This is a genomic window from Nonomuraea sp. MTCD27, from assembly GCF_041950495.1.
GTDB lineage: Bacteria > Actinomycetota > Actinomycetes > Streptosporangiales > Streptosporangiaceae > Nonomuraea.
In genome coordinates this window covers 29,656-50,897 of sequence record NZ_JBGNUW010000005.1, presented here as the reverse complement: position 1 = coordinate 50,897, position 21,242 = coordinate 29,656, and the positions used below count along the sequence as shown (strand labels likewise).

Annotated in this window: 22 protein-coding genes; 12 read left to right on the top strand and 10 right to left on the bottom strand. The window is 71.9% G+C overall.

From position 1 onward, the window contains the following. The first annotated feature begins 190 nt into the window (after positions 1 to 190). The 7 genes from ACBJ59_RS16000 to ACBJ59_RS15970 are packed head-to-tail and all read left to right on the top strand — an operon-like array spanning position 191 to position 8,759. Positions 191 to 3,238, top strand: coding sequence for an FtsX-like permease family protein (locus ACBJ59_RS16000; protein WP_375110996.1), 3,048 nt, complete (start codon positions 191 to 193; stop codon positions 3,236 to 3,238). After that, positions 3,235 to 5,817, top strand: coding sequence for an FtsX-like permease family protein (locus ACBJ59_RS15995; protein ID WP_375110995.1), 2,583 nt, complete (start codon positions 3,235 to 3,237; stop codon positions 5,815 to 5,817). Before ACBJ59_RS16000 ends, ACBJ59_RS15995 begins: the two co-directional genes overlap by 4 nt. A gap of 59 nt (positions 5,818 to 5,876) precedes the next feature. After that, positions 5,877 to 6,101: a hypothetical protein gene (locus tag ACBJ59_RS15990; protein ID WP_375110994.1), complete on the top strand. Its 225-nt coding sequence runs from the start codon at positions 5,877 to 5,879 to the stop codon at positions 6,099 to 6,101. Further along, complete coding sequence (locus ACBJ59_RS15985) at positions 6,098 to 6,529, top strand: S26 family signal peptidase (protein WP_375110993.1); 432 nt, start codon at positions 6,098 to 6,100, stop codon at positions 6,527 to 6,529. The genes ACBJ59_RS15990 and ACBJ59_RS15985 overlap by 4 nt, the downstream gene beginning before the upstream one ends. Then, positions 6,519 to 8,357, top strand: a complete 1,839-nt coding sequence (locus tag ACBJ59_RS15980; RefSeq protein WP_375110992.1) for an ABC transporter ATP-binding protein — start codon at positions 6,519 to 6,521, stop codon at positions 8,355 to 8,357. The genes ACBJ59_RS15985 and ACBJ59_RS15980 overlap by 11 nt, the downstream gene beginning before the upstream one ends. Before the next feature lie 30 nt (positions 8,358 to 8,387). Continuing rightward, positions 8,388 to 8,549, top strand: coding sequence for a hypothetical protein (locus ACBJ59_RS15975; RefSeq protein ID WP_375110991.1), 162 nt, complete (start codon positions 8,388 to 8,390; stop codon positions 8,547 to 8,549). A 24-nt stretch (positions 8,550 to 8,573) separates the two neighbouring features. Then, positions 8,574 to 8,759 carry a hypothetical protein gene (locus ACBJ59_RS15970; protein WP_364132054.1) on the top strand — a complete coding sequence of 62 codons (186 nt, stop codon included), beginning with the start codon at positions 8,574 to 8,576 and terminating at the stop codon, positions 8,757 to 8,759. Positions 8,760 to 8,812: 53 nt separating this feature from the next. Here ACBJ59_RS15970 and ACBJ59_RS15965 read toward each other — a convergent pair whose 3' ends face one another. From ACBJ59_RS15965 to ACBJ59_RS15930, 8 genes are all read right to left on the bottom strand, one after another. Further along, positions 8,813 to 9,547, bottom strand: coding sequence for a BTAD domain-containing putative transcriptional regulator (locus tag ACBJ59_RS15965; RefSeq protein WP_375110990.1), 735 nt, complete (start codon positions 9,545 to 9,547; stop codon positions 8,813 to 8,815). A gap of 152 nt (positions 9,548 to 9,699) precedes the next feature. Beyond that, on the bottom strand, positions 9,700 to 9,930 hold the full coding sequence (locus tag ACBJ59_RS15960; protein ID WP_375110989.1) for a hypothetical protein: 231 nt from the start codon (positions 9,928 to 9,930) through the stop codon (positions 9,700 to 9,702). 41 nt (positions 9,931 to 9,971) lie between these two features. Beyond that, positions 9,972 to 10,415, bottom strand: a complete 444-nt coding sequence (locus tag ACBJ59_RS15955; protein WP_375110988.1) for a S26 family signal peptidase — start codon at positions 10,413 to 10,415, stop codon at positions 9,972 to 9,974. 5 nt (positions 10,416 to 10,420) lie between these two features. Further along, a complete protein-coding gene (locus tag ACBJ59_RS15950; RefSeq protein ID WP_375110986.1) occupies positions 10,421 to 12,232 on the bottom strand; it encodes an ABC transporter ATP-binding protein in 1,812 nt (603 codons plus the stop codon). After that, positions 12,229 to 12,777: a TlpA family protein disulfide reductase gene (locus ACBJ59_RS15945; protein ID WP_375110985.1), complete on the bottom strand. Its 549-nt coding sequence runs from the start codon at positions 12,775 to 12,777 to the stop codon at positions 12,229 to 12,231. The genes ACBJ59_RS15950 and ACBJ59_RS15945 overlap by 4 nt, the downstream gene beginning before the upstream one ends. Further along, on the bottom strand, positions 12,777 to 13,295 hold the full coding sequence (locus ACBJ59_RS15940; RefSeq protein WP_375110984.1) for a MauE/DoxX family redox-associated membrane protein: 519 nt from the start codon (positions 13,293 to 13,295) through the stop codon (positions 12,777 to 12,779). The genes ACBJ59_RS15945 and ACBJ59_RS15940 overlap by 1 nt, the downstream gene beginning before the upstream one ends. A 112-nt stretch (positions 13,296 to 13,407) precedes the next feature. Further along, positions 13,408 to 14,172, bottom strand: a complete 765-nt coding sequence (locus ACBJ59_RS15935) for an ABC transporter permease (protein ID WP_375110983.1) — start codon at positions 14,170 to 14,172, stop codon at positions 13,408 to 13,410. Then, positions 14,169 to 15,167, bottom strand: coding sequence for an ABC transporter ATP-binding protein (locus ACBJ59_RS15930; RefSeq protein ID WP_375110982.1), 999 nt, complete (start codon positions 15,165 to 15,167; stop codon positions 14,169 to 14,171). Before ACBJ59_RS15930 ends, ACBJ59_RS15935 begins: the two co-directional genes overlap by 4 nt. Before the next feature lie 112 nt (positions 15,168 to 15,279). Between ACBJ59_RS15930 and ACBJ59_RS15925 the strand changes: the two genes are divergently transcribed. Both ACBJ59_RS15925 and ACBJ59_RS15920 read left to right on the top strand, forming a co-directional pair. Then, a complete protein-coding gene (locus tag ACBJ59_RS15925) occupies positions 15,280 to 16,389 on the top strand; it encodes a sensor histidine kinase (RefSeq protein WP_375110981.1) in 1,110 nt (369 codons plus the stop codon). After that, positions 16,386 to 17,036: a response regulator gene (locus ACBJ59_RS15920; RefSeq protein ID WP_375110980.1), complete on the top strand. Its 651-nt coding sequence runs from the start codon at positions 16,386 to 16,388 to the stop codon at positions 17,034 to 17,036. The genes ACBJ59_RS15925 and ACBJ59_RS15920 overlap by 4 nt, the downstream gene beginning before the upstream one ends. A gap of 9 nt (positions 17,037 to 17,045) precedes the next feature. On the opposite strand, the gene ACBJ59_RS15915 is transcribed toward ACBJ59_RS15920, so the two are convergent. Continuing rightward, positions 17,046 to 17,507 carry a MarR family winged helix-turn-helix transcriptional regulator gene (locus ACBJ59_RS15915; RefSeq protein WP_375110978.1) on the bottom strand — a complete coding sequence of 154 codons (462 nt, stop codon included), beginning with the start codon at positions 17,505 to 17,507 and terminating at the stop codon, positions 17,046 to 17,048. A gap of 108 nt (positions 17,508 to 17,615) precedes the next feature. On the opposite strand from ACBJ59_RS15915, the gene ACBJ59_RS15910 reads away from it, so the two are divergent. The 3 genes from ACBJ59_RS15910 to ACBJ59_RS15900 all read left to right on the top strand — a co-directional run bounded on the left by ACBJ59_RS15910 (position 17,616) and on the right by ACBJ59_RS15900 (position 19,240). After that, positions 17,616 to 17,960: a DMT family transporter gene (locus ACBJ59_RS15910; RefSeq protein WP_375110977.1), complete on the top strand. Its 345-nt coding sequence runs from the start codon at positions 17,616 to 17,618 to the stop codon at positions 17,958 to 17,960. Positions 17,961 to 18,001: 41 nt separating this feature from the next. Continuing rightward, complete coding sequence (locus ACBJ59_RS15905; RefSeq protein WP_364132038.1) at positions 18,002 to 18,322, top strand: multidrug efflux SMR transporter; 321 nt, start codon at positions 18,002 to 18,004, stop codon at positions 18,320 to 18,322. A 99-nt stretch (positions 18,323 to 18,421) separates the two neighbouring features. Next, complete coding sequence (locus ACBJ59_RS15900) at positions 18,422 to 19,240, top strand: transglutaminase domain-containing protein (protein ID WP_375110976.1); 819 nt, start codon at positions 18,422 to 18,424, stop codon at positions 19,238 to 19,240. Positions 19,241 to 19,258: 18 nt separating this feature from the next. On the opposite strand, the gene ACBJ59_RS15895 is transcribed toward ACBJ59_RS15900, so the two are convergent. Further along, positions 19,259 to 21,124, bottom strand: coding sequence for a serine hydrolase domain-containing protein (locus tag ACBJ59_RS15895; protein ID WP_375110974.1), 1,866 nt, complete (start codon positions 21,122 to 21,124; stop codon positions 19,259 to 19,261). Positions 21,125 to 21,242: the final 118 nt, after the last annotated feature.

The window sequence follows — 21,242 nt, the reverse complement described above, 5'->3', positions numbered from 1 at the left end:
GCTGCCCACCGGACATGCCGGCCACGATGATCGGTGGCCCGCCGCGAGTCTTGGTACTCGCATTCTAAGGCTGACTATGCGCTTAGTCATCGGCCACCGGTGATCACATGCGCGTATCAGGTGCGTCACCGCCCTTGCCGCGACCCTGCCCGCCGCCGAAGGTCTAATCAGCGGGGGAAGGAGGGAAGGAATGCGGGTGCCGCTGGTCGTCAAGCGGGCCCTTGACGAGCCGTTGCTCCTCCTGGCCGCGTTCGGGTCGATCCTGCTGGCGACGACCACGCTGGTGGCGCTGACGATGTACGCCTCCGCCATCGCCGGCGCGGGGGTGCGCAGGGCGATGGAGACGGCCTCGTACCGCCAGACGACCACCACCATCAGCGCCCAGGTCGACGCCACGACCTTCCCGCGGTACGACCGGATGGTGCGCGACGAGCTCGCCGCCACCTATGGAGCGCCGCCGGCCGTCACCACCAGCCTGCGTTCGGACTCGTACGTCATGCCGGGGCAGGACGGCAAGGAACTGCCCGAGCTGCTGCGGTTCGGCAGCCACGACGGGCTCGACCGGCACGCCCGGCCGGTCGAGGGCAGGTGGCCGCGGACCGGCGGGCAGGCCGTGGAGGCGGCGATCTCGGAGTCGGCGGCCGCGGCCACCGGGTTCGAGCTCGGCGGGGAGTTCGTCACGAAGGCCCGGCTCGACGGGCGCCCGGTCCGGGTCCGCGTCGTCGGCGTCTTCCGGCTCGACGACCCCGTGGGCGAGCGGTGGGCCGGTGAGGAGTTGCTGAGCCGGGGCATGGAGCGCGGCGAGTACACCACGTACGGGCCCCTGATGGTGGCGCAGGAGACGTTCGTCGCGCGCTTCGCCACCAGCGTCAGGGCCGTCTGGGCGGCCGAGCCGGATCTCGGCGCGCTGACGCCCGAGCGGCTGCGCCCGCTGGCGGAGGCCGCCGGCCGGGTGGGCGAACGGCTGTCGGCGGCCGGCTGCGCGACCTGCCTGACCGCCGGCGACCTGCCCGAGCTCCTCACCCAGCTCGACACCGCGTCCCTGGTGGCCCGCTCGACCATGCTGATCCCGGTGCTGCAACTGCTGGTGCTGGCCGGGTACGCGCTGATGCTCACCGCTCGGCTGCTGGCCGACCACCGCCGCATGGAGATGGCGCTGCTGCGCTCGCGCGGCGCGGGCACGGCTCGGCTGGCGGCGCTGGCGGGCGGCGAGGCGCTGCTGGTCGCGGTCCCGTGCGCGGTCGTGGCGCCGTTCCTGGGGCCGCCGGTGCTCGCTCTGATCAGCCTGCTGCCCTGGATCAGGTCCTCGGGGGTGCGGCTGACGCCGGTGACGGACGTGGGGACGTTCCTGGTCTCGTTCGGGGTGGCGCTGGCCGCGGCCGTCCTGCTGGCGCTGCCGGCCGTGGCGGGCGCGCGGCGCACGTACGTGGAGGAGCAGTCGGCGCGCGGCCGTGGCGGCCGGCGCGGCCTGGTCCAGGGGGCGGGCGCGGACCTGGCGCTGCTGGCGGTGGCCGCCCTGGCGATCTGGCAGCTCCAGCGCTACGGCGCGCCGGTCACCGCGACGGCGGCGGGCGGGCTCGGCATCGACCCGCTGATCATCTCCGGCCCGGCCCTGGCCCTGCTCGCGGGCGGCCTGCTGGGGCTGCGGCTGGTGCCGCGCGTGTCGCGGATGGCCGAGCGGCTGACCTCGCACCGGCCCACCCTCGCCCCCGCGCTGGGCGCCTGGCAGGTCAGCAGGCGGCCGCTCAAGTACGCCGGCCCCGCGCTGCTGCTGACCCTGGCCATCGCGATCGGCGTCGTCTCCATGGCCACCACCTCCACCTGGCAGGCCTCGCAACGCGATCAGGCCGATCACCAGGCGGCGGCCGACCTGCGCCTGTCGGGGCCGTCCGAGGGGCCCGAGCTGGGGGTGCTCGGCCGCGGCACGGCGTTCACGGCGCTGCCCGGCGTCACCGCCGCCTCGCCCGCCTTCCGGGCACCGACCGAGGTGGGCGGCGAGAGCGCGCTGCTTCTCGCCCTGGACGCGAGCCGGTTCGGCGAGCTGTTCCGCCTGCGCCCCGACCTGTCGGCGCGGACGGTCGCGCAGCTGTCCGTGGCCCTCGCCGGCGACCGGGCGGGCCGGCTGGAGCTGCCCGGACGGCCGCGTGCCCTCACCGTGCGGGCCGATTCACCCGCCGCCGTGCCGGCCCGGCTGGTGCTGTCCGACGCGCTGGGCGTGTGGCGCGACCTGCCGCTCGGCGAGCTGCGGGAGGGCGGCAACCGGATCGGGCTCGACCTGGCTCCGCTGGCCGGACGGGCCGGCACGATCGCCTATCCGCTGTCGGTACGCGGCCTCGTGGCGGGCGAGCAGCCCGGCCTGGGGTCGACCGGGCTGAGGTTGACCGGGCTGAGCGCGGACGGCCGGGACGTGCCGGTGGCCGGGGCCGTCGCTCATCCGCGTGGCGTGATCGCCTTCGGGCCGTCGCGGGAGCACCGGCCGCTGCCCGTGGTGGTCACCTCCGGCCTGGCCGCCGCTCTCGAGCTGGACGTCGGGCAGGGCGGGTCCGTCCGCTTCGCCGGCCGGGTCCTGCGGATCGAGGTGGTGGGCATCGTGACGAGCATGCCCACGAGCGCCCCGGACCAGCAGGCCGTGCTCGCCGACTGGGAGACGCTGCAGGCGCACGAGCTGGCCGCGGCGCAGCCGTCCCGGCCCGCCACCGAATGGTGGCTCGCCACCGCCGACTCCGCGCCCGCGCGGGAGATCCTCCGCCGCAACCCCCAATGGGACGTGACCACGGTGGACCGGCGGGAGCTGGCGGCCGAACTGCGCGACGATCCGCTGGCCGCCGCGCTGCAGGGCGGGCTGACGCTGGGGTTCGCCGCGGCGTTGGGGTTCGCGGTGCTCGGGTTCCTGGTGAACGCCGTGGTCGCGGCGCGGGAGCGGCGGGCCGAGTTCGCCGTGCTGCGGGCGCTGGGCGCCGGCTCCCGCCAGGTGTTCGGGATGCTGGCCACGGAGCAGGCGTTCGTCATCGGGCTGTCGCTCGCGTCCGGCACCGGGCTCGCCGTGGTGGTCGGGAACCTGGTGGTCCCGCGGGTCGTACTGACCGGGCAGGCGTCGGCGGTCACGCCCGGCGTGCTGTTCCACCTCCCGTGGGCGGCCGTGGCCGCGATGCTGGCCCTGGTGACGGCGGTGCTGGTCGCGATCGTCGCCGGGCTGGCCCGGCGCATGTGGCGGGGGCAGACCATGGAGGAACGGTGAGAATCCCCCTGGGCGTCCGGGCGCACGCGGGTACGTCGGCGCTGCTCGTCGTGCTGACGGCGGTCGCCTGCCTGCTCGTCGCCGGGCTGCCCAGGACGATGCAGGCGTCGTTCGACGACGCGCTGCGCCGGTCGCTGACCGAGGCCGAGGCGGTGCGGACCGACCTGACCGTCGCCGGGGATCCGGCCCTGCCCGCCGGTGAGCTGCACTCACGCGCGGAGTTCGAGAGCGGCGACCTCCACTGGCGCCGGCTCATCCCGGCGGCGCTGCGGCCCCTGATCGGGCCCGGCGGCCACCTCAGCGCCAAGACTTACCGCACGCCCGCCGGCGGGACGAGCGGGATCCGGACCTTCGTCAATCTCGGCTGGCTGTCCGACGCCGCCCGGCGCGTGGACTGGGTGCGGGGCCGCGCGCCCGGCGAGCCGTCCACCATGCGGTACCGGGGGGCGACGATCCCGGTCATCGAGGTGGGCGTCGTGGAGGAGGCCGTGGCCCGGATGGGGCTGCGCGTCGGCCAGACCAGGATGCTCGGCGAGAGCGTGCACACCGCCGCCAAGATCGTCGGCGTCTTCCGGGCCAAGGACCCGGCCGACCGCTCCTGGAGCCACGACGCCGACGTCCTGCACGTCACCAGGGTCGTGCCGACGGACGGGCCGGAGGAGCTCCACACCACGACGCTGATGTCGGACGACGGGCTGAGCGCGCTGACCAACAAGGCCCGTACCCTGACCTACCGCTGGGTCCTCCCCCTCGACGGGCGGGCCGCGAGCGCCCTGGAGGTGCCGGACGTCGAAGCCGCGGTCGCCGAGTTCCAGCGGCAGGTGGACGTCCAGGGGACGGGCACCACCGGCTACCGCATGGTCACCGGGCTGCCCCAGTTGCTCGCCGGTTTCCTGGCCGTGCTGTCCGCCGCGCAGACCGTCATGTACCTGGTGCTCGGCGGCCTGTTCGCGGTCGCGCTCGGCGTGATCGCGCTGGCCGGGCGGCTGCTGACCGACCGGATGGAGCGCACGCTGGCCCTGGCACGGGCGCGCGGCGCCGCGCTGTGGCAGGTGGTGGCGGCCGGGGCCGCGCTGACCGCGCTCACGGTGGGGCCCGCGGCCCTTGCCGGGTACGCCCTGTCGTTCCTCCTGCCGGGGCCCGTGCTGCCGATCGTGCACCTCGGACCGGCGGTCGTGGTCGTCATCGCCGTGGCCTCCGCCGTGGTGCGCCTGGTGCTCGCGCATCGCACGCCGCTGCGGGAGCGCCGTGCCGATCTGGTCACCGTCCGGCCGTCCGCGCGGCGGGTGACGGTGGAGGCGCTGGTCGTCGTGCTCGCGTCGGCTGGGGCGTACCTGCTGCGGGCCCGGGGGCCGTCCGGCACCGCGCAGCAGGATCCGTTCCTGCTGCTGATCCCGGTCGCGCTGACGCTCGCGGCCGCGCTGATCACCCTGCGGTGCTACCCGTACCCGCTGCGGCTGCTCGTCCGGCTGGCCGCTCGGGGGCGGGCGGCCGTGCCGTTCCTGGGGCTGACCAGGGCTGCCAGGGAGCGGTCCGTGGGCGCGCTGCCGGTGCTGATCCTGCTGCCCGCGCTGAGCCTGTCGGTGTTCGCCGCGGTGGTCCACGACGGGATCACCACCACGCAGCGGCTGGCGTCCTGGCAGAAGGTGGGTGCGCCGATCAAGCTGACGTCGGTCGCGAACATCCCGCCCGACGCCATCGAGCGGGTCCGCCGAACCCCCGGCGTCGAGAAGGTGGCGCTCGCACTGACGGGCCGGGTGCAGATCGGGGCCACGGGGGAGTGGCCGTACGCCGTCGCCGTGGACCTAGCGCAGTGGCGGCGGGTCAACGAGGACGCGCCCATCAGCCTGCCCGCGCTGTCCGGAGGCACGTCCGCGCTGGTCTCGCCCGCGCTGGGCAGCCGGGGTGCCTTCGAGATCAGGTGGTTGTCACCGGTACGGCTCACCGCCCAGGGCGTGATCGACGCGGTGCCCGGGTTCTACTCCAGCGGGCAGTTCCTCCTCGTGCCGCAGGAGGTGTTGCCCTGGCCCGCGGCCAACACGTTGCTCATCAAGGGCGACATCCCGCCCGCCGAGCTGGCGCGGCTGGTCCCGTCGGCCACCGTCGAGACGCAGGAGGCGGCGCTGGCGGCCATCCGGGCAGACCCGCTCACCGGAACGGTCCGCACGACGATGGTCGTGGTGATGGTGGCGCTGGGTGCGTACGCACTGGTCGCGATCGTCCTGTCGCTGGCCGCCGGGGCGGACGGGCGGGCCAGGGCGGTCTCGCTCCTGCGTACGCTCGGGCTGTCCGACCGGCAGGCCCGGCGGCTGACCCTGCTGGAGCTGCTGCCCGTCGTCCTCGTCACGGCGCCGGTGGGCATGGCCCTGGGCATGGGCCTGCCGGCCGCGCTCGGGCCAGGTGTGGACATGTCCGCATTCGCCGGTGGCCTGCCCGTGGCCGATCACACGCCGGGCCTGCTCGCGCCCGTGGCGCTGGCGGCCGGGCTGGGCCTGTGCGCCGTGTTCGGGGCGTACGTGCACACGGCCATGAGCCGCCGCCGCAACCTCGACGCCGCCCTCCGCGTGGGCGACCCCTGACCCGGCCGGGCTAGCGGCGCGCGAGGGCAGGGCTAGCGGGATCACGAAATATCCAGGACGTGGATCTCCTGATCGTCGCGTGCCGCGTCCCTGTCGGGGCAGTGCTCGCCGATGCCGCGTTCGCCAGGCCGCGCAGCCGCGCGGGCCTGCTCCCGTTCGCGCCCAAGGTCGACGCGTACCCGACGGTCGTCACGATCGACGCCGGGGACACGGTCGTCAGCGGCGGCCACACCATGCCGCACACCCTGCCGCACACCCTGCCCGCCGAGGTCAAGGCGTCGTGAGGCCGGCGTTCCTCGCGGCGGCGGGCGGGCTCGCGGGTCTGGCCCTGCTGGCCGTACGGCTGCGCGCGACGTACCTGGTGATCCGCGTCAGCGGCGACAGCATGGCCCCGGCGCTGACCCATGGGGACCGGCTGCTGGCCCGGCGCACGGACCTGGCGGCGCTGCGCAAGGGGCAGATCGCCGTCGTCTCGAGCCCGCACCCAATCGGCGGCGACTTCCTGATCAAACGTGTCGCCGCCCTGCCCGGCGATCCGGTCCCGGAGCGGGTACGGAGGGTCGTCGCCGACGACGTCGTCCCGGCCGGCAGGTTCGTCCTGATCGGTGACAACACCGAGGTCAGCTTCGACTCCCGCGAGCACGGCTTCTTCCACGCCGGCGACCTCCAAGCCGTCACCGTCAGGAAGCTGGAGCGGCAGCATGGCCGTTGACGGGGTGCGCCTGACCGCTTCCGCGCGTGCGGCGGCGGCCATCTGCTGGAGCGGCGCCGCCGGTCCCATGATCGGGTATGCGCTCACCCTGCTGGGCACGGCCACGACGCCGGTCGCGGTGGCCTGGCTGACCAAGCTGGTCATCGACGGCCTCACCGGGACGGCCTCCCTGCCGGAGCTGCTGGGCCTGGCCGCCGGGCTGGCCGGTACCGGTGTCGCCGCCGCGATCCTGCCGCACGCCTCGCGGTACCTCGGCAGCGAGATCAGCCGCGCCATGGCGGCCACCACGACGGACCGGCTCTTCGCGGCCACGGCACGATTTCCCGGGCTCCGGCCCTTCGAGGACCCCCGCTTCCTCGACCGGCTGCGCCTGGCCCAGGAGGGGACGTCCAGGGCGGACAGCATCGTCACCGAGGCATTCGGCCTGGTCCGCTCCGCTGTCACCGTGATCGGCTTCGTCGGGTCCATGCTGGTGATCAGCCCGGCCATGACGCTGATCGTGCTGTGCGCCGCCGTGCCGGCACTCATCGCGCAGCTGAAGCTGTCCCGCCGGCGCACGACCATGATGTGGGAGATCGGCCCCGCGGAAAGACGGCAGCTCTTCTACAGCACCCTGCTCGGCACGATCGAGGCGGCCAAGGAGATCAGGCTCTTCAACCTGGGCGGATTCCTGCGCGGCCGCCTCATGGCGGAGCTGTCGACGGCTCAGGCGGCCAAGCGGCGGATGGACCGCAAGGAGCTGTCGGCGGAGGGGGCGCTCGCCCTGCTGTCCGCCGTGGTGGCCGGTGGCGGGCTCGTCTGGGCCATCGCCGCGGCCCGGACCGGCATGCTCACCGTCGGGGACGTGTCGATGTTCACCGTCGCCGTCGTCGCCGTCCAGGGCGGGCTCGACACCCTGGTCAACGGCATCGCGATCACCGATCACAACCTGCGGCTCTTCGGCCACTACGTGGCGGTGGTCAGGGCCGAGCCCGACCTCGTCGTGCCGCCCGGCCCCGCGCCGCTGCCGCCGCTGCGCCGGGGGATCGAACTGCGCGACGTGTGGTTCCGGTACAGCGACGACCATCCCTGGATCCTGCGCGGCGTCGACCTGCTCGTCCCGTACGGCGCGGCCGTGGCACTGGTCGGGCTCAACGGCGCGGGCAAGAGCACGCTGGTCAAGCTGCTCTGCCGGTTCTACGACCCGAGCCGGGGAGCGATCCTCTGGGACGGGGCCGACCTGCGCGAGGTCCGGCCGGAGGCGCTGCGGGAGCGGATCAGCGGCGTCTTCCAGGACCACATGGCCTACGACTTCTCCGCCCGCGACAACATCGGCGTGGGAGACGTCGGTGCCCGTGACGACCTGGACCGGATCCGCGCCGCCGCGCGGAAGGCCGGGGTGGACGAGCTGCTGGCGTTCCTTCCCCGCGGCTACGACACGCTGCTCACCCGGATGTTCACCAGCGAGGAGGACCGCGAGGACTCCTCGACCGGCGTCGTGCTCTCCGGCGGCCAGTGGCAGCGAACCGCCCTGGCCAGAGCCTTCCTCCGCGACGGACGGGACCTGATGATCCTCGACGAGCCGAGCTCGGGTCTCGACCCCGAAGCCGAGGCCGACGTGCACGCCCGGATGCGCCACCACCGCTCCGGCCAGACGAGCCTGCTCATCTCCCACCGGCTGAACACGGTGCGGGACGCCGACCTGATCGTCGTCCTGAAGGACGGGGTCGTCGCCGAGCGGGGGAGCCACGACGAACTCATGGCGGTGGACGGCACCTACGCCCGTCTCTTCCGTCTACAAGCCCGCGGATATCACGAGACAACTCCCCGTGAAATCCGCGCCCACTGAACCCCGAGACAGGAAAGGAGGTGAAACGGAATGCTGGACAAGCTCATCGACCGGTTGATTCCCACGGTCAAGGCTGACGCCGCGTGCGTCCCGAGGTGCGTGCAGATCAGCTACGACCCGAACACCGGGTGCTACAAGATGCGGTGCTACAACAGGGACTGCACCTATCGCACGGTCACCATGTGCGAATAACCGGGCGGAGAGAAGGTGAGACACGTGAAATCCATCACTGCCTTGGCGGACCGGATCGTCGCCTTCGTCGTACCGGCCGGCGATGCGCAGGCCGCGTGCACCGCACGTTGCATTCTCGACCACACAACCTGCACCGGCAGCATTTGTTGTGCCTACTTCAAGTGCTGGAGGAGCGACTGCTCGCCCTACTGGAAAAAGCAGTGCGCCTAGGTAGGTAAAGGGATAGCCCTCTGGCCGGCGCCGGCCAGAGGGCACTTTCTTTGCTAGAGCGACGCGCCTCGGAGTATCTCCTGATGCTGCCGGCGTAGGTGGTCGGCCGGCTCGATGCCGAGCTCCGTGCTGAGGATGTCACGCATGCGCCGGTAGGCGGCGAGCGCTTCGGCCCGGCGGCCGCGCCCGGCCAGGGCACGCAGCAGCATCTCCCACAGGGATTCGCGGAAGGGGTGGGCCTCGACGAGGCGCTCCAGCTCCGGGATGACCCCGGTGTGGAGGCCGAGCCGCAGTTCGGCCTCCACCCAGAGCTCGGATGCGGTCAGGTGCATCGCGTCCAGGCGGCGGCGCTCGCAGCGGACGGTCTCGACGTCGATCTCCGGCGCCAGCGGGCCGTGCCACATGTCCAGCGCCTCCCGCAGCAGCCCGGCCGCCATCGCCGGACTGCCCGCGGTCAGCGCCTGCGATCCCCGGGTGAAGCGCTGCTCGAAGGCCCTGATGTCCACCGCCCGGTCCGGGACGACCAGGGTGTAGCCGTTCCCGAGAGTGGTCAGGTCGACGCCGTGGGCGGCCAGCGGCGCCAGAGTGCGTCGCAGGCGGTAGACGTACGTCTGCAGACTCGCTCTCGCCGTCGCCGGCGGCTCGTCCGGCCAGAGCTCCGTCATCAGCCGATCCACGCTGACCACTCCGCCCGGACGCAGCATGAGAACGGCGAGGATCGCCTGCTGCTTCGCGGCTCGGACGTTGATCGCGCGGCCCCCGCCGTCGACCACCGCCAAGCGTCCCAACAGTTGGAACATCGTGCACCTCCGATCGACATTGTGCTGATCGCCGGTATGTTCCAGGTATGGCAGGCGGCGTACAGCAGCTGCGCACATGAAAGGGCCGGACAAGCTCCTGTTGAAGGGAACTGTCCGGCCCCGGTGTGGTCGCTACGCGGCTAGCAACATCTGCGCTCGAGAGTGGTCCGCACCCCGAAGGTGCTGCCCGGCCCCCAGTTGCACGCGTACTTGTCCTTCATCGACCTGCTGCCGCAGGCGGGGTTGTAATAGCACCGCCCCCACCAGTAGCCGCCAATGGGTCGGTTGTAGCACTTGATGACGGCGCCGGCAGAGTCCTCGGGCAGGACCAGGGACAGGGCGACGTCCGCGAGCCCGGTTATGATCTTCACGCTTTTCTTCCATTTCTTCGTTCACGGTCTCGGAAACTCGGTCAGTTGATCTGTGCCGTCTCCTTTACTGACAGCCCCGCATATCCAGGGGACAGCCTTCGGCGAGTGATGGCATGAATGTCGGCGAGCGGAAAGTAGCCGTGGTCCCGCGAGTCGTAGCTGCCCTCGCTGTTGTCGCCGAGCAGGACGACATTTCCGACGGGGACCCGATCTTCGGCCACCACCGGTGCCACCGAGGGCGGAACAGGATCGCCCGGCAATCCGGCGATCCGCTTGACGAGGAAGGTCACGCCGACGAATCGTGGTGCGCGGACCACCGCGATCTGACCGCGTCGGAGAGCCGACGCGGTCACGCGCCGGGCCAGCAGCCGGTCTCCGTCGGTCAACGTGGGGGCCATGCTGTCGCCGTCGACCCGGATCACGGAATACGTCGCGCGCAGCCGCACGATCAACAGGGCCAGCGCGCAGCTCGCGGCGAGCAGCACCCACCTCACAGGGTCACCGCCTCTTCCGGCTCGCGGTACCCGGTCGCCTGGAGGTTGAAGAGCCGTGCGTAGGGGCCGCGGGCGGCCATGAGAGCGTCGTGCCTTCCGGCTTCCCGGATGGCGCCGTCCTCCAGAACGATGATGAGGTCGGCGTCGCGCACGGTGTTGAGCCGGTGAGAGATGAGCAGGCTGGTGGCGCCGTGCCGGCGGCGCCGGGTCCGGGAGTGCACGTCGGCCTCGGCCTCGGGGTCGAGCCCGGCGGAGGGCTCGTCGAGGATCACGAGGTCGCGGTGACCGCGGAACATCGCGCGGGCCAGGGCCGTGCGCTGCCATTGCCCCCCGCTGAGCACGACACCGGTGTCGGGGTCGTCCTTGTCGTCCTCGCTGAAGAACGTCCGCGTCAACAGGGTGTCGTACCCGCGAGGAAGGGAGGAGAGCTTGTCGTCGATCCCGGCCTCGTGAGCGGCCCCGCGGATGCGGGTTTCGTCCTCGCGGGCGGGGACGAAGCCGATGGAGACGTTGTCGGCCGCGGACATGTCGTAGGCCATGTGGTCCTGGAACACCCCGCTGATGCGGTGCCGCAGATCATCGGGGTGCACGTCACGGATGTCGACGCCGTCCCACGTGATGCTGCCGTGCTGCGGGTCGTAGAACCGGCACAGGAGCTTGACGAGGGTGGACTTGCCGGCCCCGTTCAGGCCGACGACGGCGACCGACGCGGCGGCCGGGATGAACAGGTTCAGGCCGCGCAGGATCCAGGGATGATCCTCGCTGTAGCGGAACCACACGTTGGTCAGCTGGATGCCGTGGCGCAGCCGGGGCAGGGGCGCGGGCTCGGCGGGGATGGGCAGGTCGGGTTCGGCCGAGGTCACGGCCACGTAATGGCCGAACATGAGCAGATCCTGGTGGAGAGTGGCGATACCGATGATCAGCCCGTTGAGGGCGGCCTGGACCGCGGCGATGGCGGCGATCAGCAGGGACACGTCGCCGATGCTCAACGCGCCGGAGCCGGCGGAGATGACGGCCCAGATCAGCCCGCCGCCCGCGACCACGGAGCCCAGCAGCGTCAGCAGGCCCTCGACGGACAGTTCCTTGAGGTCCATCCGGCGGCGCGCGGCGTTGGACGTGCGCAACTCGGTCATCATGCGGCCTCGCAGGAAGCGGCCGCTGTTGAACAGCCGGATCTCCTTCGCCGCCGCGATCGTGGTGAGCAGGTCGCCGTAGAACATCTGGCGTCGTTCGGCCGGGCCGATGTCCCACATCATCGCGGCGCGACGATGCGACAGCCGCAACTGCGCCACCAGCGCGGGAACCCCGGTCGCCAGGACGATCCCCGTGAGGACCGGACTGACCATCAGGAGGGAGCCGACCATTCCGGCCAGCGTGATCACCGCGCTCGCCACCGCCAGGCATCCGGTGACGACCTCCTGTCCCGTCGACAGGCTGTTCTTCGCCAACCGCAGCTGGTCGTGGAAGCTGGGGTCCTCGAACCGTCGCAGCCCGGCGAACCGCAGCGTCGCGGAGAACAGCTGGGTGGTGGTCTGGGTGGTGAACCGCCTGCCCATCTCGCTGTTGAGGTACTGCATGAGCTGGGGCAGCACCGTCAGCAGGATGCCCGCGGCGGCCAGCCCCACCGCGAGGGTGCTCAGCTCGGCCGCCGATCCCTGTCCCGCCAGGGAGTCGACCACCAGCTTGGTCAGCCACGCCACCGCGATCGGCGCGATCGCCTCAACGATCATCACCAGGACATAGACCGCCATCAGCCCCGGGGCCGCGCGCAGGGCGACCCCCGCGGCGGCCCTCGCCGTTCCGATCATGCGCGGACCGTGGCGGGCAACACGGGATTGTTGTCGGCGACCCTGCGGTCCGCACCGATCTCGAAGACGGTCGGATAGCCGGCGACCCGGAAGGCGCCCTGAATGGCGCCATGAGGCGCCTCGACCACGACCCGTGCCACCTCGGCGAGGCGTTCGACGTCGGCGACGGCCTCCTGGTCGCTGTCGCTGTCGCTGTCGCTGTCGCTGTCGCTGTCGGTGACGACGACGGCGAGCACGGCGGCCGGGGTACGGCGGGCGTGCTCGATGAAGCGCGGCATCAGTTCCCTGCAGGGCTCGCAGGACGGGGAGAAGAAGCCGATCAGGGCGGGCCCGTCGATCAGCTCATCGGAGATCGGCTCGCCATCGGTGGTCGTGGCGGCGAACTCCGGGATCTCCTCCCCGACGGCGAGCCCGTCCTCCATGGGAGGCAGGGATGCCGCTGACGCGGCCTGCTTCCGCAGCCGGCGGATCACTCCGACCGTCAGCAGGAGGTTCAGCAGGCACAGCACGCCGACCAGGACGACGGCAACGATCAGATACGGCATCACGCACTCCCCGAAGCTTCCATGAACAAATCGGCGATGTCGTCAAAGACGATCAGGAGAATGGCGGCGACCAGCCCGACCGGCACCGCCAGGGCGAGGCCGGCCACGGTTGCCGGGCCGCCGGGAAACATCAGCGCCACCGAACCCAGCGCGACAACGAGCAGCAGAAGCCCGTTGCGGACCAGATGCACCGGGCCGAGCGGGGTCACGGACGCGCCGAAGCACTGGCATGCCTCGCGCTGCCCCCGGCGAAGGGAAACAGCGATCCACGTGGAGAACGCGATCAGCAGCACCCCGCCGGCGGCCAGCCCCACAGATGGAAACACGATCAAGGTCACCGCGGCGACGACCTCCATGGCCGCCGTCGCCCCAGCAGCCGGGAACCGGGCCGGGCCGGGCAGCGATCGCAGGGTGGCGGCGAAAGACCGTAGTGCGGCACGGCTGCGCAGTTTCGAGTACGCGGAGACGACGAAGACCGTGGCGAGCAGGGCTTGGCTCGCCACCAGCACGTGAACCATGACCCCAGATGCTCTTCCGGCCGGTTAGCCCGGCGATAGCGCGCCGGTAGCGCCGCCTGCGGCGCGTGCCGACGACCGGCGGCCGGCTGGTCGTGTCCGGCCGGCCCGCCGGCTAGTCCCACCGGAAACAGGCGGCCGCGACGACACCGCCGAGCAGCAGGCTCACGACCAGGCCGATCAGGTGGGCGGGTGGCACGGGCGCGCCCACCCAGGTGGCCGACATGGCCTGGACCGAGGCGCCGAACGGCAGCCAGGCGCCCACCGACGCGACCACGTCGGGAAGGCTGCCGCGGCCGCCGAACATGCCGCCGAGGGCGCCGAGCGCGAAGAACAGCGCCAGGCCGATCGCCACGGCGGAGTTCGGGGTGGGCGCGAGCGCGGCGACGATCATCCCGACGGCGTACATCGTGGCCGTGGACAGCGCGAGGACGCCGATCGCCGCGCCGGCGTTCACCGGCGGCTTCGCCCCGAACGCCACCATCGCCAGGAGCCACGCGGCCGCGATGCCCAGGCCCGTCTGCAGCACGCCCACGGTCACCTGCGCGACGAGGACCATCGCGGGCGAGGCCGGTGTCACCGCGAGCCGCCGCAGGATCCCGCTGCGGCGGTAGTAGGCCAGGAAGGACGGCATGTTCACGATGCCGGTCGTGGCCACCACCATCGTGAACACCAGCGGCAGCACGTGGACGTCGAGCGCCGTCCGGCCGTTCGCGACGACCTCATTGCCGGCCGCCGACGCGTTCATCACCAGGATGAGCATGGGCAGGCCGATCGGCACGATCAGCCCGGCGGTGTCGCGGACGACCATCTTCAGCTCGCAGGTCAGCATCGCGGCCCAGGACCGGAGCCCGGGGCGGTGCACGGCGATGTCCGTCATCGAAGCGCCTCCTTCTCGTCGTCCTGCCGCCCGTCGTCGATGCGCCCGTCGTCGTCGCGGTCGTCGTCGTGGCGGTCGTTGTCCAGGCGGCGTCCGGTCAGGGCGACGAAGGCGTCGTCCAGGCTCGCGCGCTCGCCCCGCGTCTCGGTCACCACGACGCCGGCGCGTACGAGCGCCACGCTCACGGCCTGGAGCAGGTCGCCGCGGCCCTCGACCACGACCCGGCCGCCGTCGGCGCGCACCCGCTCGACCTCGTCCAACCCTTCCAGCAGCCCCTCCGGTACGGGCTCCGCCGCCACGAAGGTGACCCGCTGGGCGAACCCGGCCCGGCGGACGAGCCCCGAGGGCGAGTCCAGGGCGACGACCCGCCCCGCGTCGAGCAGCGCGACCCGGTCGCACAGCCGCTCGACCTCCTCCATCGCGTGACTGACGAGCAGCACGGTCACGCCGCCGTCACGCAGGCGCTCGACGGTCGACCACATCTGGCGGCGCGCCTGCGGGTCGAGCCCGGTCGTGAGCTCGTCGAGGATCACCACCCGGGGCCGCCCCACCAGGGCCAGCGCGATGGACAGCCGCTGCTGCTGGCCGCCGGAGAGGTTCTGGAAGCGGACGTCGCGGGAGCCGGTCAGGCCGACCGACTCGATGAGCTCGCCGGAGTCCAGCGGGTCGCGGTAGAAGGTCCCGTACAGGCGGACCAGTTCGGTGACCGTGAGCGCGGCGTGCAGATGGCTCTCCTGCAGTTGCACCCCGAGGAGTTGCCGCAGCCGGGCCCGGTCGCGTCGCGCGTCCAGGCCGAGCACGCGGACGGTGCCCCGGTCGGGCCGCCGGAGGCCGGCGACCAACTCGACGGTGGTCGTCTTGCCGGCCCCGTTCCGTCCGAGGATGCCGAAGATCTCGCCGGTGGGGATCGACAGGCTGACCTCGTCGACGGCGACCTTCGAGCGGTAGCGCTTGTGCAGGCCGTCCGCTTCGACGGCCAGTGATGTCCCAGGCATGTCCCCGACGTTAGGAGCGGGCGGGCCACCGGAGCCTGTGCCGATCGTCAGCCCGCGCACCCATGACTTTCGGCACCCCCGGCGCCGTCCACCGCCCGATTAGAGTGATTTCATGCGGCGAATCGGGCCGGACACCTGGGCGGGTCTGGCGGTGCTCCTGATGTGCGTCGCGGTGGGGACGCCGACGCTGCTCGGCGGGACCGAGACCGCCATCCCCCGCGCCCTGTGGGCCGTGCTGTTCGCCGGGCTGCTGGCCACCTTGCTGGTCGCCGCCTTCAGCGTGGAGAGCCGTCGGTGGCCGGCGCGGATCTCCTACGGCGCGGCCGTGGCCCTGAGCTGGCTCACGGTCCTGGCGGCTCCCGGTGCCGGATGGCTGCCGATCCTGCTGGTCTTCACCGCGGCTCTGAGCGCGTACGTCCTGCCGTGGTGGGCCGGGCCGGTGGTGATCGCCCTCAACACCCTCGTGATCGGCCTGGCCGCGAGCCGCACCGAGGCCACCGCGACCGGGGTGCTCCTCGGCGCGACTCTCTACCTGCTGATCCAGTCGGCGACGCTGCTGAGCACGGTCACGATCATCCGGGAGCAGCGGATGCGCCGCGAGCTCGCCGAGGCGCACGTCGACCTGCGCGCGGCCAGCGTCGTGCTCGCCGACTCCACCCGCGCCCACGAGCGCCTGCGCATCGCCCGCGAACTCCACGACCTCATCGGCCACCAGCTCACGGCGCTCACCCTCGAACTGGAGGTCGCCCGGCACCACGACGGCCCCGCCGCGCGCGAGCACATCGAGCGCGCGAACCGGGTGGTCAGGGACCTGCTCGGCGACGTACGGCAGACCGTCGGCCGGCTCCGCACCGACGCGCCGGACCTGCGCGAGTCCCTGACCGCCGTGGTGCACGACATCCCCGGCCTCGACATCAGCGTCCACGTCGACGAGGACGTGCACACCACCGAAGAGCTGACCATGACGCTGACCCGCGTCGTCCAGGAGATCGTCACCAACACCATCCGCCACGCGGACGCGACCCGCCTGCGGATCCGCATCGAGACCGCTCCGGATCGCACCCTGCGGCTCACCTCCGTCGACGACGGCCGCGGCACGTACGAGATCAGGCCCGGCAACGGCCTGTGCGGCCTGACGGAGCGGATCGCCGCGGTCGGCGGTGACGTACGGCTCGACGGCAGCGACGGCTTCCGCGTCACCGCCCGGATGCCCGTGCCATGATCCGCGTGCTCGTGGTCGACGACCAGACTCTCGTCCGGCAGGGCATCCGCAGCCTGCTCGACCTCACCGACGACATCGAGGTGGTGGGGGAGGCCGACGACGGCATGACGGCGCTGGCGGCCATCGCCGAGCACACCCCCGACGTCGTCCTCCTCGACCTGCGCATGCCGCGCCACGACGGCATCTGGGCCCTCACCGCCCTGCACGACGGCACCGCGGACGCGCCCCCGGTCCTCGTCCTGACCACGTTCGACAACGACACCCTGGTCCTCGACGCGATGCGCGCGGGTGCCTGCGGCTATCTCCTCAAGGACGTCACCCTGGAACAGCTCACCCACGCCATCCGGGTCCTGGCCGACGGCGGCACCCTGATCTCCCCGTCGATCACCGACCGCCTCCTCCGCGCCGTCCACCGCCGCCGCCCCCCGGCCGACACCGGCCTTGCCCCGATCCAGCCGCTCACGGAACGGGAGCTGGAGGTGCTCCGGCTGGTCGCCGAGGGCTACAGCAACCGCGAGATCGCCCGCGCTCTGTTCCTCGCCGAGGGCACGGTCAAGAACCACGTCTCGACCGTCCTCCTCAAACTCGGCGCCCGCGACCGCACCAACGCCGTGTTACGGGCCCTGCACGAGAACGTGCTGGGCTGACGCGCTCTCTCAGCGCGCGGCGCCCAGCGCCGCAAGGGCGGCGGCGAGTCGCGGGTCCGCCTGTCCCGCCTCCTCCAAGGCGGCGTTCAGCGTCTCCTCGTAGGTGCGGTTCGCCTCGGCGTATCTGGCCCGGCCCGTCTCGGTGATGACCGTGTAGACGCCGCGCTTGTCGTCCGGGCACAGATCCCGGTAGGCGAAGTCCGCCGCGTTCAGCCGCGACACCAGGCGGGTCACCGAGCTCTGGTTGAGCCCGACTTTGTCGGCCAGCTCCTGCATGCGCAGCTCGTTGGTGGGGGAGGCGGCGAGGTGGCCGAGCGCGCGGAACTCGGACAGGCCGATGCCGTGCCGTCGCTGCAGCGCGGTGGCGAGCTTGCTCTCCACGTGGGCGTGCAGGAGGAGGATGCGCTGCCAGGTCGCGGCGATGTCCGAGACGGGTGGCGCCGGGACCGGGGCGGGGGCTGCGGGAGTCATGGAACCTCTTCGTGCGTACGGGGACCGGCTTGACAGAAGTATACATGTACATGCAACATTCCTTCCCGAGAAAACAGCTTGCACATACATACAAATAGGAGTGTCCCAGTGGCCTGGATCTACCTGCTCATAGCGGCCGTCTTCGAAGTCGTCTTCGCCCTGGCCACCAACGCCACCGAGGGCTTCACCCAGCTGGGGCCGTCCCTGCTCACGGCCGCCGCGGCGGCCGGCGGGATCTTTTTCCTGAGCCTGGCGCTCAAGACGCTGGACGTCGGCGTCGGCTACACCATCTGGACCGGCATCGGCTCGGTCGGCACGGTCGTGCTCGGCTCCGTGATCTTCGGCGAGGAGATCACCATCTGGAAGGCGCTGGCCTTCGTCCTGATCATCGGCGGCGTGCTGGGCCTCAAGCTCTCCGACCGCCTGGCCTCCGAGAAGCCGTCCGCGGCCTGAACACCCTGCTCTGTCACTTCGCGCCTGAAGGAAACGTCATCATGGCCTGGATCTACCTCTCCATCGCGATCGTCTTCGAGATCGGCTTCGCCCTCGGCACCAACGCCACCAAGGGCTTCACCCGCCTCTGGCCGTCGGTCTTCACGCTGCTGTCGGCCGCCGGTGGCATCTTCACCCTGAGCCTGGCGCTCAAGACGCTGGACGTCGGCGTCGGCTACACCATCTGGACCGGCGTCGGCTCCATCGGCACGGTCATCCTCGGCGCCCTCATCTACAAGGAGAAGATCACCCCCGCCAAGCTCGGCTCGTTCGCCGCGATCATCGGTGGCGTCGCCCTCCTCAAGATCGCCGCGGGGATCTGATCCGCGATGGCCGGGCCGCGCCGGTCGCCGGGTACCGTCCCACCCGGCCTGGCCAGGCGCGGCAGGCATCTTGTCGGTGAGCCTGGTTAGGCTGCCGCCATGCCGATCGACTACGCGCGTCCCGGGATCTTCACCACGCTCGACGCCGACCAGTTACCGCTGGCCGAGGCCTTGCCGTCCGATCCGGTGGAGATCTGCCGGGCGGTGCGCGGGCTCGTCGTCCATCCCGGAGAGACCGCCATGCTGGAGCTCCCCGAGGATCGCATGGCGGAAAAGAACCTGCGGCCCGCGAGCGCCATCGTCCGCGCGCTCACCCGGCTCGACCCGGCGCCACTCGACGTGCCCCGCCCGCCGCACCTGCGGGTGGTGGGCACCTGCCGCCACTTCGCCGCGCTGAGCGTCGCCCTGCTCCGCCTGCGCGGCATCCAGGCCCGGGCGCGGGCGGGCTTCAGCACCTACTTTGCCCCAGGAAAGAGCGTCGACCACTGGATCACCGAATACCGGTCCGCCGGCGAGGGGCGCTGGGTGCGCATCGACAGCCAGATCATCGACGAGCACCCGGTCGCGCGGCCCGAGGACCTGGCGCCGGGCGAGTTCCTCACCGGCGGCGAGGCCTGGTCCCTCTACCGGAAGGGAGCGGTGGACCCGGACACGTTCGGGGTGCTGGGCACGACGCACGCGTGGGGCGTGGCCGAGATCCGCGGCAACGCGATTCGCGACCTGGCCGCGCTGGCGACGATGGAGACACTGCCCTGGGACGAGTGGGGCCGCATGACCGCCTCCTACGAGGGCAAGACCGGCCCCGACTACGATCTGCTGATCGACGAGGTGGCGGCCGTCTGCGCGGCCGACGCCCCGGACGCCGTCGACCGCCTCTACCGCAGCGCGGAGCTCCAGGTCCCCGACGGGATCCGATAGCGGCGCCGGCCCCGTGGGTCAGCCGAATCGCCAGCCGAGCAGGTTCCAGTGCTGGCAGAACCAGACGAGGAGCAGCAGCCCGGCCAGGAGGGTCACCTGGTGGACGCGGGCCAGCACGCCGACGTGCCGCTGCCTCCAGCCGATCACGGTGGTGGTGATCGCGGCGACGGTGAGGGCGAGGAGCAGCGGGGGAAGCAGCAGCAGGGCCCGGAGCGTCGGCGGCACGCCGTACAGGATGCTGGTGTCGCCGGTCAGCGTCAGCGCGAACATGACGACGAACGCCAGCCCGACGGCGCCGGCCAGGCCGGAGAGGAGGCGGCCGGCCCGCCAGGCGCGAGGCGTCCGCGAGGGGCGTTTCCGCAGTCGCCGGACCCCGGCGGCCAGCGGCAGGCCGAGCACGCCCGTCAGGGCGGTGACGGCGAACAGCAGCACCATGGCGAGATTGACCGGAGGGGTGTCCCACCAGGGGATGAGCTCGTAGGCGGGACCGTCGGTGGCCGCGTACGTGACCCCGGCGCCGTTCGTGACGAACGCCAGTCGCTGGGAGCCGCCGTCCTGCTGGTAGAGCCCCGGTCCCAAGGGGCGCCATGTCGCGCCCTTGAAGGCGATCCTCCCGCCGTCCTCGACCCGCAGCCGGGAGGAGTTGGTGAGGGTGAGCACCCTCTCGATGGTCGACTCGACGGTTCGGGCCGGCTTGTAGAAGCCCGCTACGGGCGTGCCCGTCCTGCCGGGAGGGGCGGAGGGCGCAGCGCGGTCGCCGGGGAGGAAACGGGCGAAGAAGGCGGGAATGAGTCGTGTGACGGCATCGATGCCGCCGACGCTGTTCGTGGAGACGAACAGGCCGAGGCCGGCGTCGGGCACGAGCAGCAGCACGCTCTGGAAGCCTTCCCAGCTGCCGTCGTGCATGATCACGCGATGCCCGTTGAGGGTCTGCTCCTTGAACCCGTGGGCGTACCCGTCGATGCGGGGGTCGGCGGCGAAGGACCGCTGGTGCATGAGACGGGCGGTGGGCTGGTCGAGGAGGGGCCTGCCGGACAGATGAGCGATCATGAAGCGGGCCATGTCGTTCGCGGTGGCGCTGATCGATCCGTCGGGCGGGAGGTTGTCGAAGACGAAGGGCTTGCGCTGGTACGTCCCTTCTTCGTGGGCGTAGCTGCGGGCCAGGCCGGCGGCCAAGGGGGCCGGGACGGGCTCGGCGGCGGTGGTGTGCCGCATGCCGAGTGGGTCGAGGATGTGCTCCTGTACGTACTGGTCGTACGGCTGCCCGCTCACCTGCGCCACGATGTGTCCGGCCAGCGCCGCGCCATAGTTCGAATAGGCCGACACCTCCCCGGGCGGGCGAATCCGCGCCGGCATGTTCTCGGCGAGGTACGTGCCCAGGGGCGGAACGTCGGCCCTGCGCCGCGCGCCCACGCCGATGGTGCGGTCCTCGAACCCGGCTGTGTGGTCCATCAAGTGCTCCAGCGTGATCGGCTGGGGGTACGTCGCTGGGACGCGGAAGGCGGGGAGATAGCGGTTCACGTCAGCGTGCAGGTCCAGCCGTCCCGACTGCACCTGCTGCATCACTGCGGTCCAGGTGAACAGCTTGGTGATCGAGGCGATCCGCACCAACGAGGTGCCGGGGTCGAACGGCGTCCGGTGCTCGAGGTCGGCCAGGCCGTACCCCTTGCTGAAGAGTGTCCTTCCGGCGCCCACCACCGAGACCACCGCGCCCGGCACGTGGTTGGCCGACAGCCCGCTCGCCATCGCGGCGTCGAAGAAGTCCGTGAGCTCACGGGTGTCGGGAATGCGCGCCGGCGTCGCCGAAGCGGGGATGGGCGGCCAGACGGCTGCGAGCACCAGGGCGACGACGAGCAGCAGACGCGGGAGAGTGAACGGCCACACGGCGTGACTCCTGACCTTGTCGGGGTCATCAACGGTGCGGCCTGTGTGGCCACGGCCGCATCGCCATCACGGCTAGGGCTGCATCACACTAAAGTCGGAGATTTCCGGACAGCTGACA

Coding starts and splice junctions, on each gene's coding strand:
- ACBJ59_RS15980 (WP_375110992.1), top strand. CDS start 6,519: ATGGCCGTTGACGGGGTGCGCCTGACCGCTTCCGCGCGTGCGGCGGCG.
- ACBJ59_RS15905 (WP_364132038.1), top strand. CDS start 18,002: ATGGCCTGGATCTACCTCTCCATCGCGATCGTCTTCGAGATCGGCTTC.
- ACBJ59_RS15930 (WP_375110982.1), bottom strand. CDS start 15,167: ATGCCTGGGACATCACTGGCCGTCGAAGCGGACGGCCTGCACAAGCGC.
- ACBJ59_RS16000 (WP_375110996.1), top strand. CDS start 191: ATGCGGGTGCCGCTGGTCGTCAAGCGGGCCCTTGACGAGCCGTTGCTC.
- ACBJ59_RS15940 (WP_375110984.1), bottom strand. CDS start 13,295: ATGGTTCACGTGCTGGTGGCGAGCCAAGCCCTGCTCGCCACGGTCTTC.
- ACBJ59_RS15915 (WP_375110978.1), bottom strand. CDS start 17,507: ATGACTCCCGCAGCCCCCGCCCCGGTCCCGGCGCCACCCGTCTCGGAC.
- ACBJ59_RS15935 (WP_375110983.1), bottom strand. CDS start 14,172: ATGACGGACATCGCCGTGCACCGCCCCGGGCTCCGGTCCTGGGCCGCG.
- ACBJ59_RS15975 (WP_375110991.1), top strand. CDS start 8,388: ATGCTGGACAAGCTCATCGACCGGTTGATTCCCACGGTCAAGGCTGAC.
- ACBJ59_RS15920 (WP_375110980.1), top strand. CDS start 16,386: ATGATCCGCGTGCTCGTGGTCGACGACCAGACTCTCGTCCGGCAGGGC.
- ACBJ59_RS15900 (WP_375110976.1), top strand. CDS start 18,422: ATGCCGATCGACTACGCGCGTCCCGGGATCTTCACCACGCTCGACGCC.
- ACBJ59_RS15950 (WP_375110986.1), bottom strand. CDS start 12,232: ATGATCGGAACGGCGAGGGCCGCCGCGGGGGTCGCCCTGCGCGCGGCC.
- ACBJ59_RS15945 (WP_375110985.1), bottom strand. CDS start 12,777: ATGCCGTATCTGATCGTTGCCGTCGTCCTGGTCGGCGTGCTGTGCCTG.
- ACBJ59_RS15925 (WP_375110981.1), top strand. CDS start 15,280: ATGCGGCGAATCGGGCCGGACACCTGGGCGGGTCTGGCGGTGCTCCTG.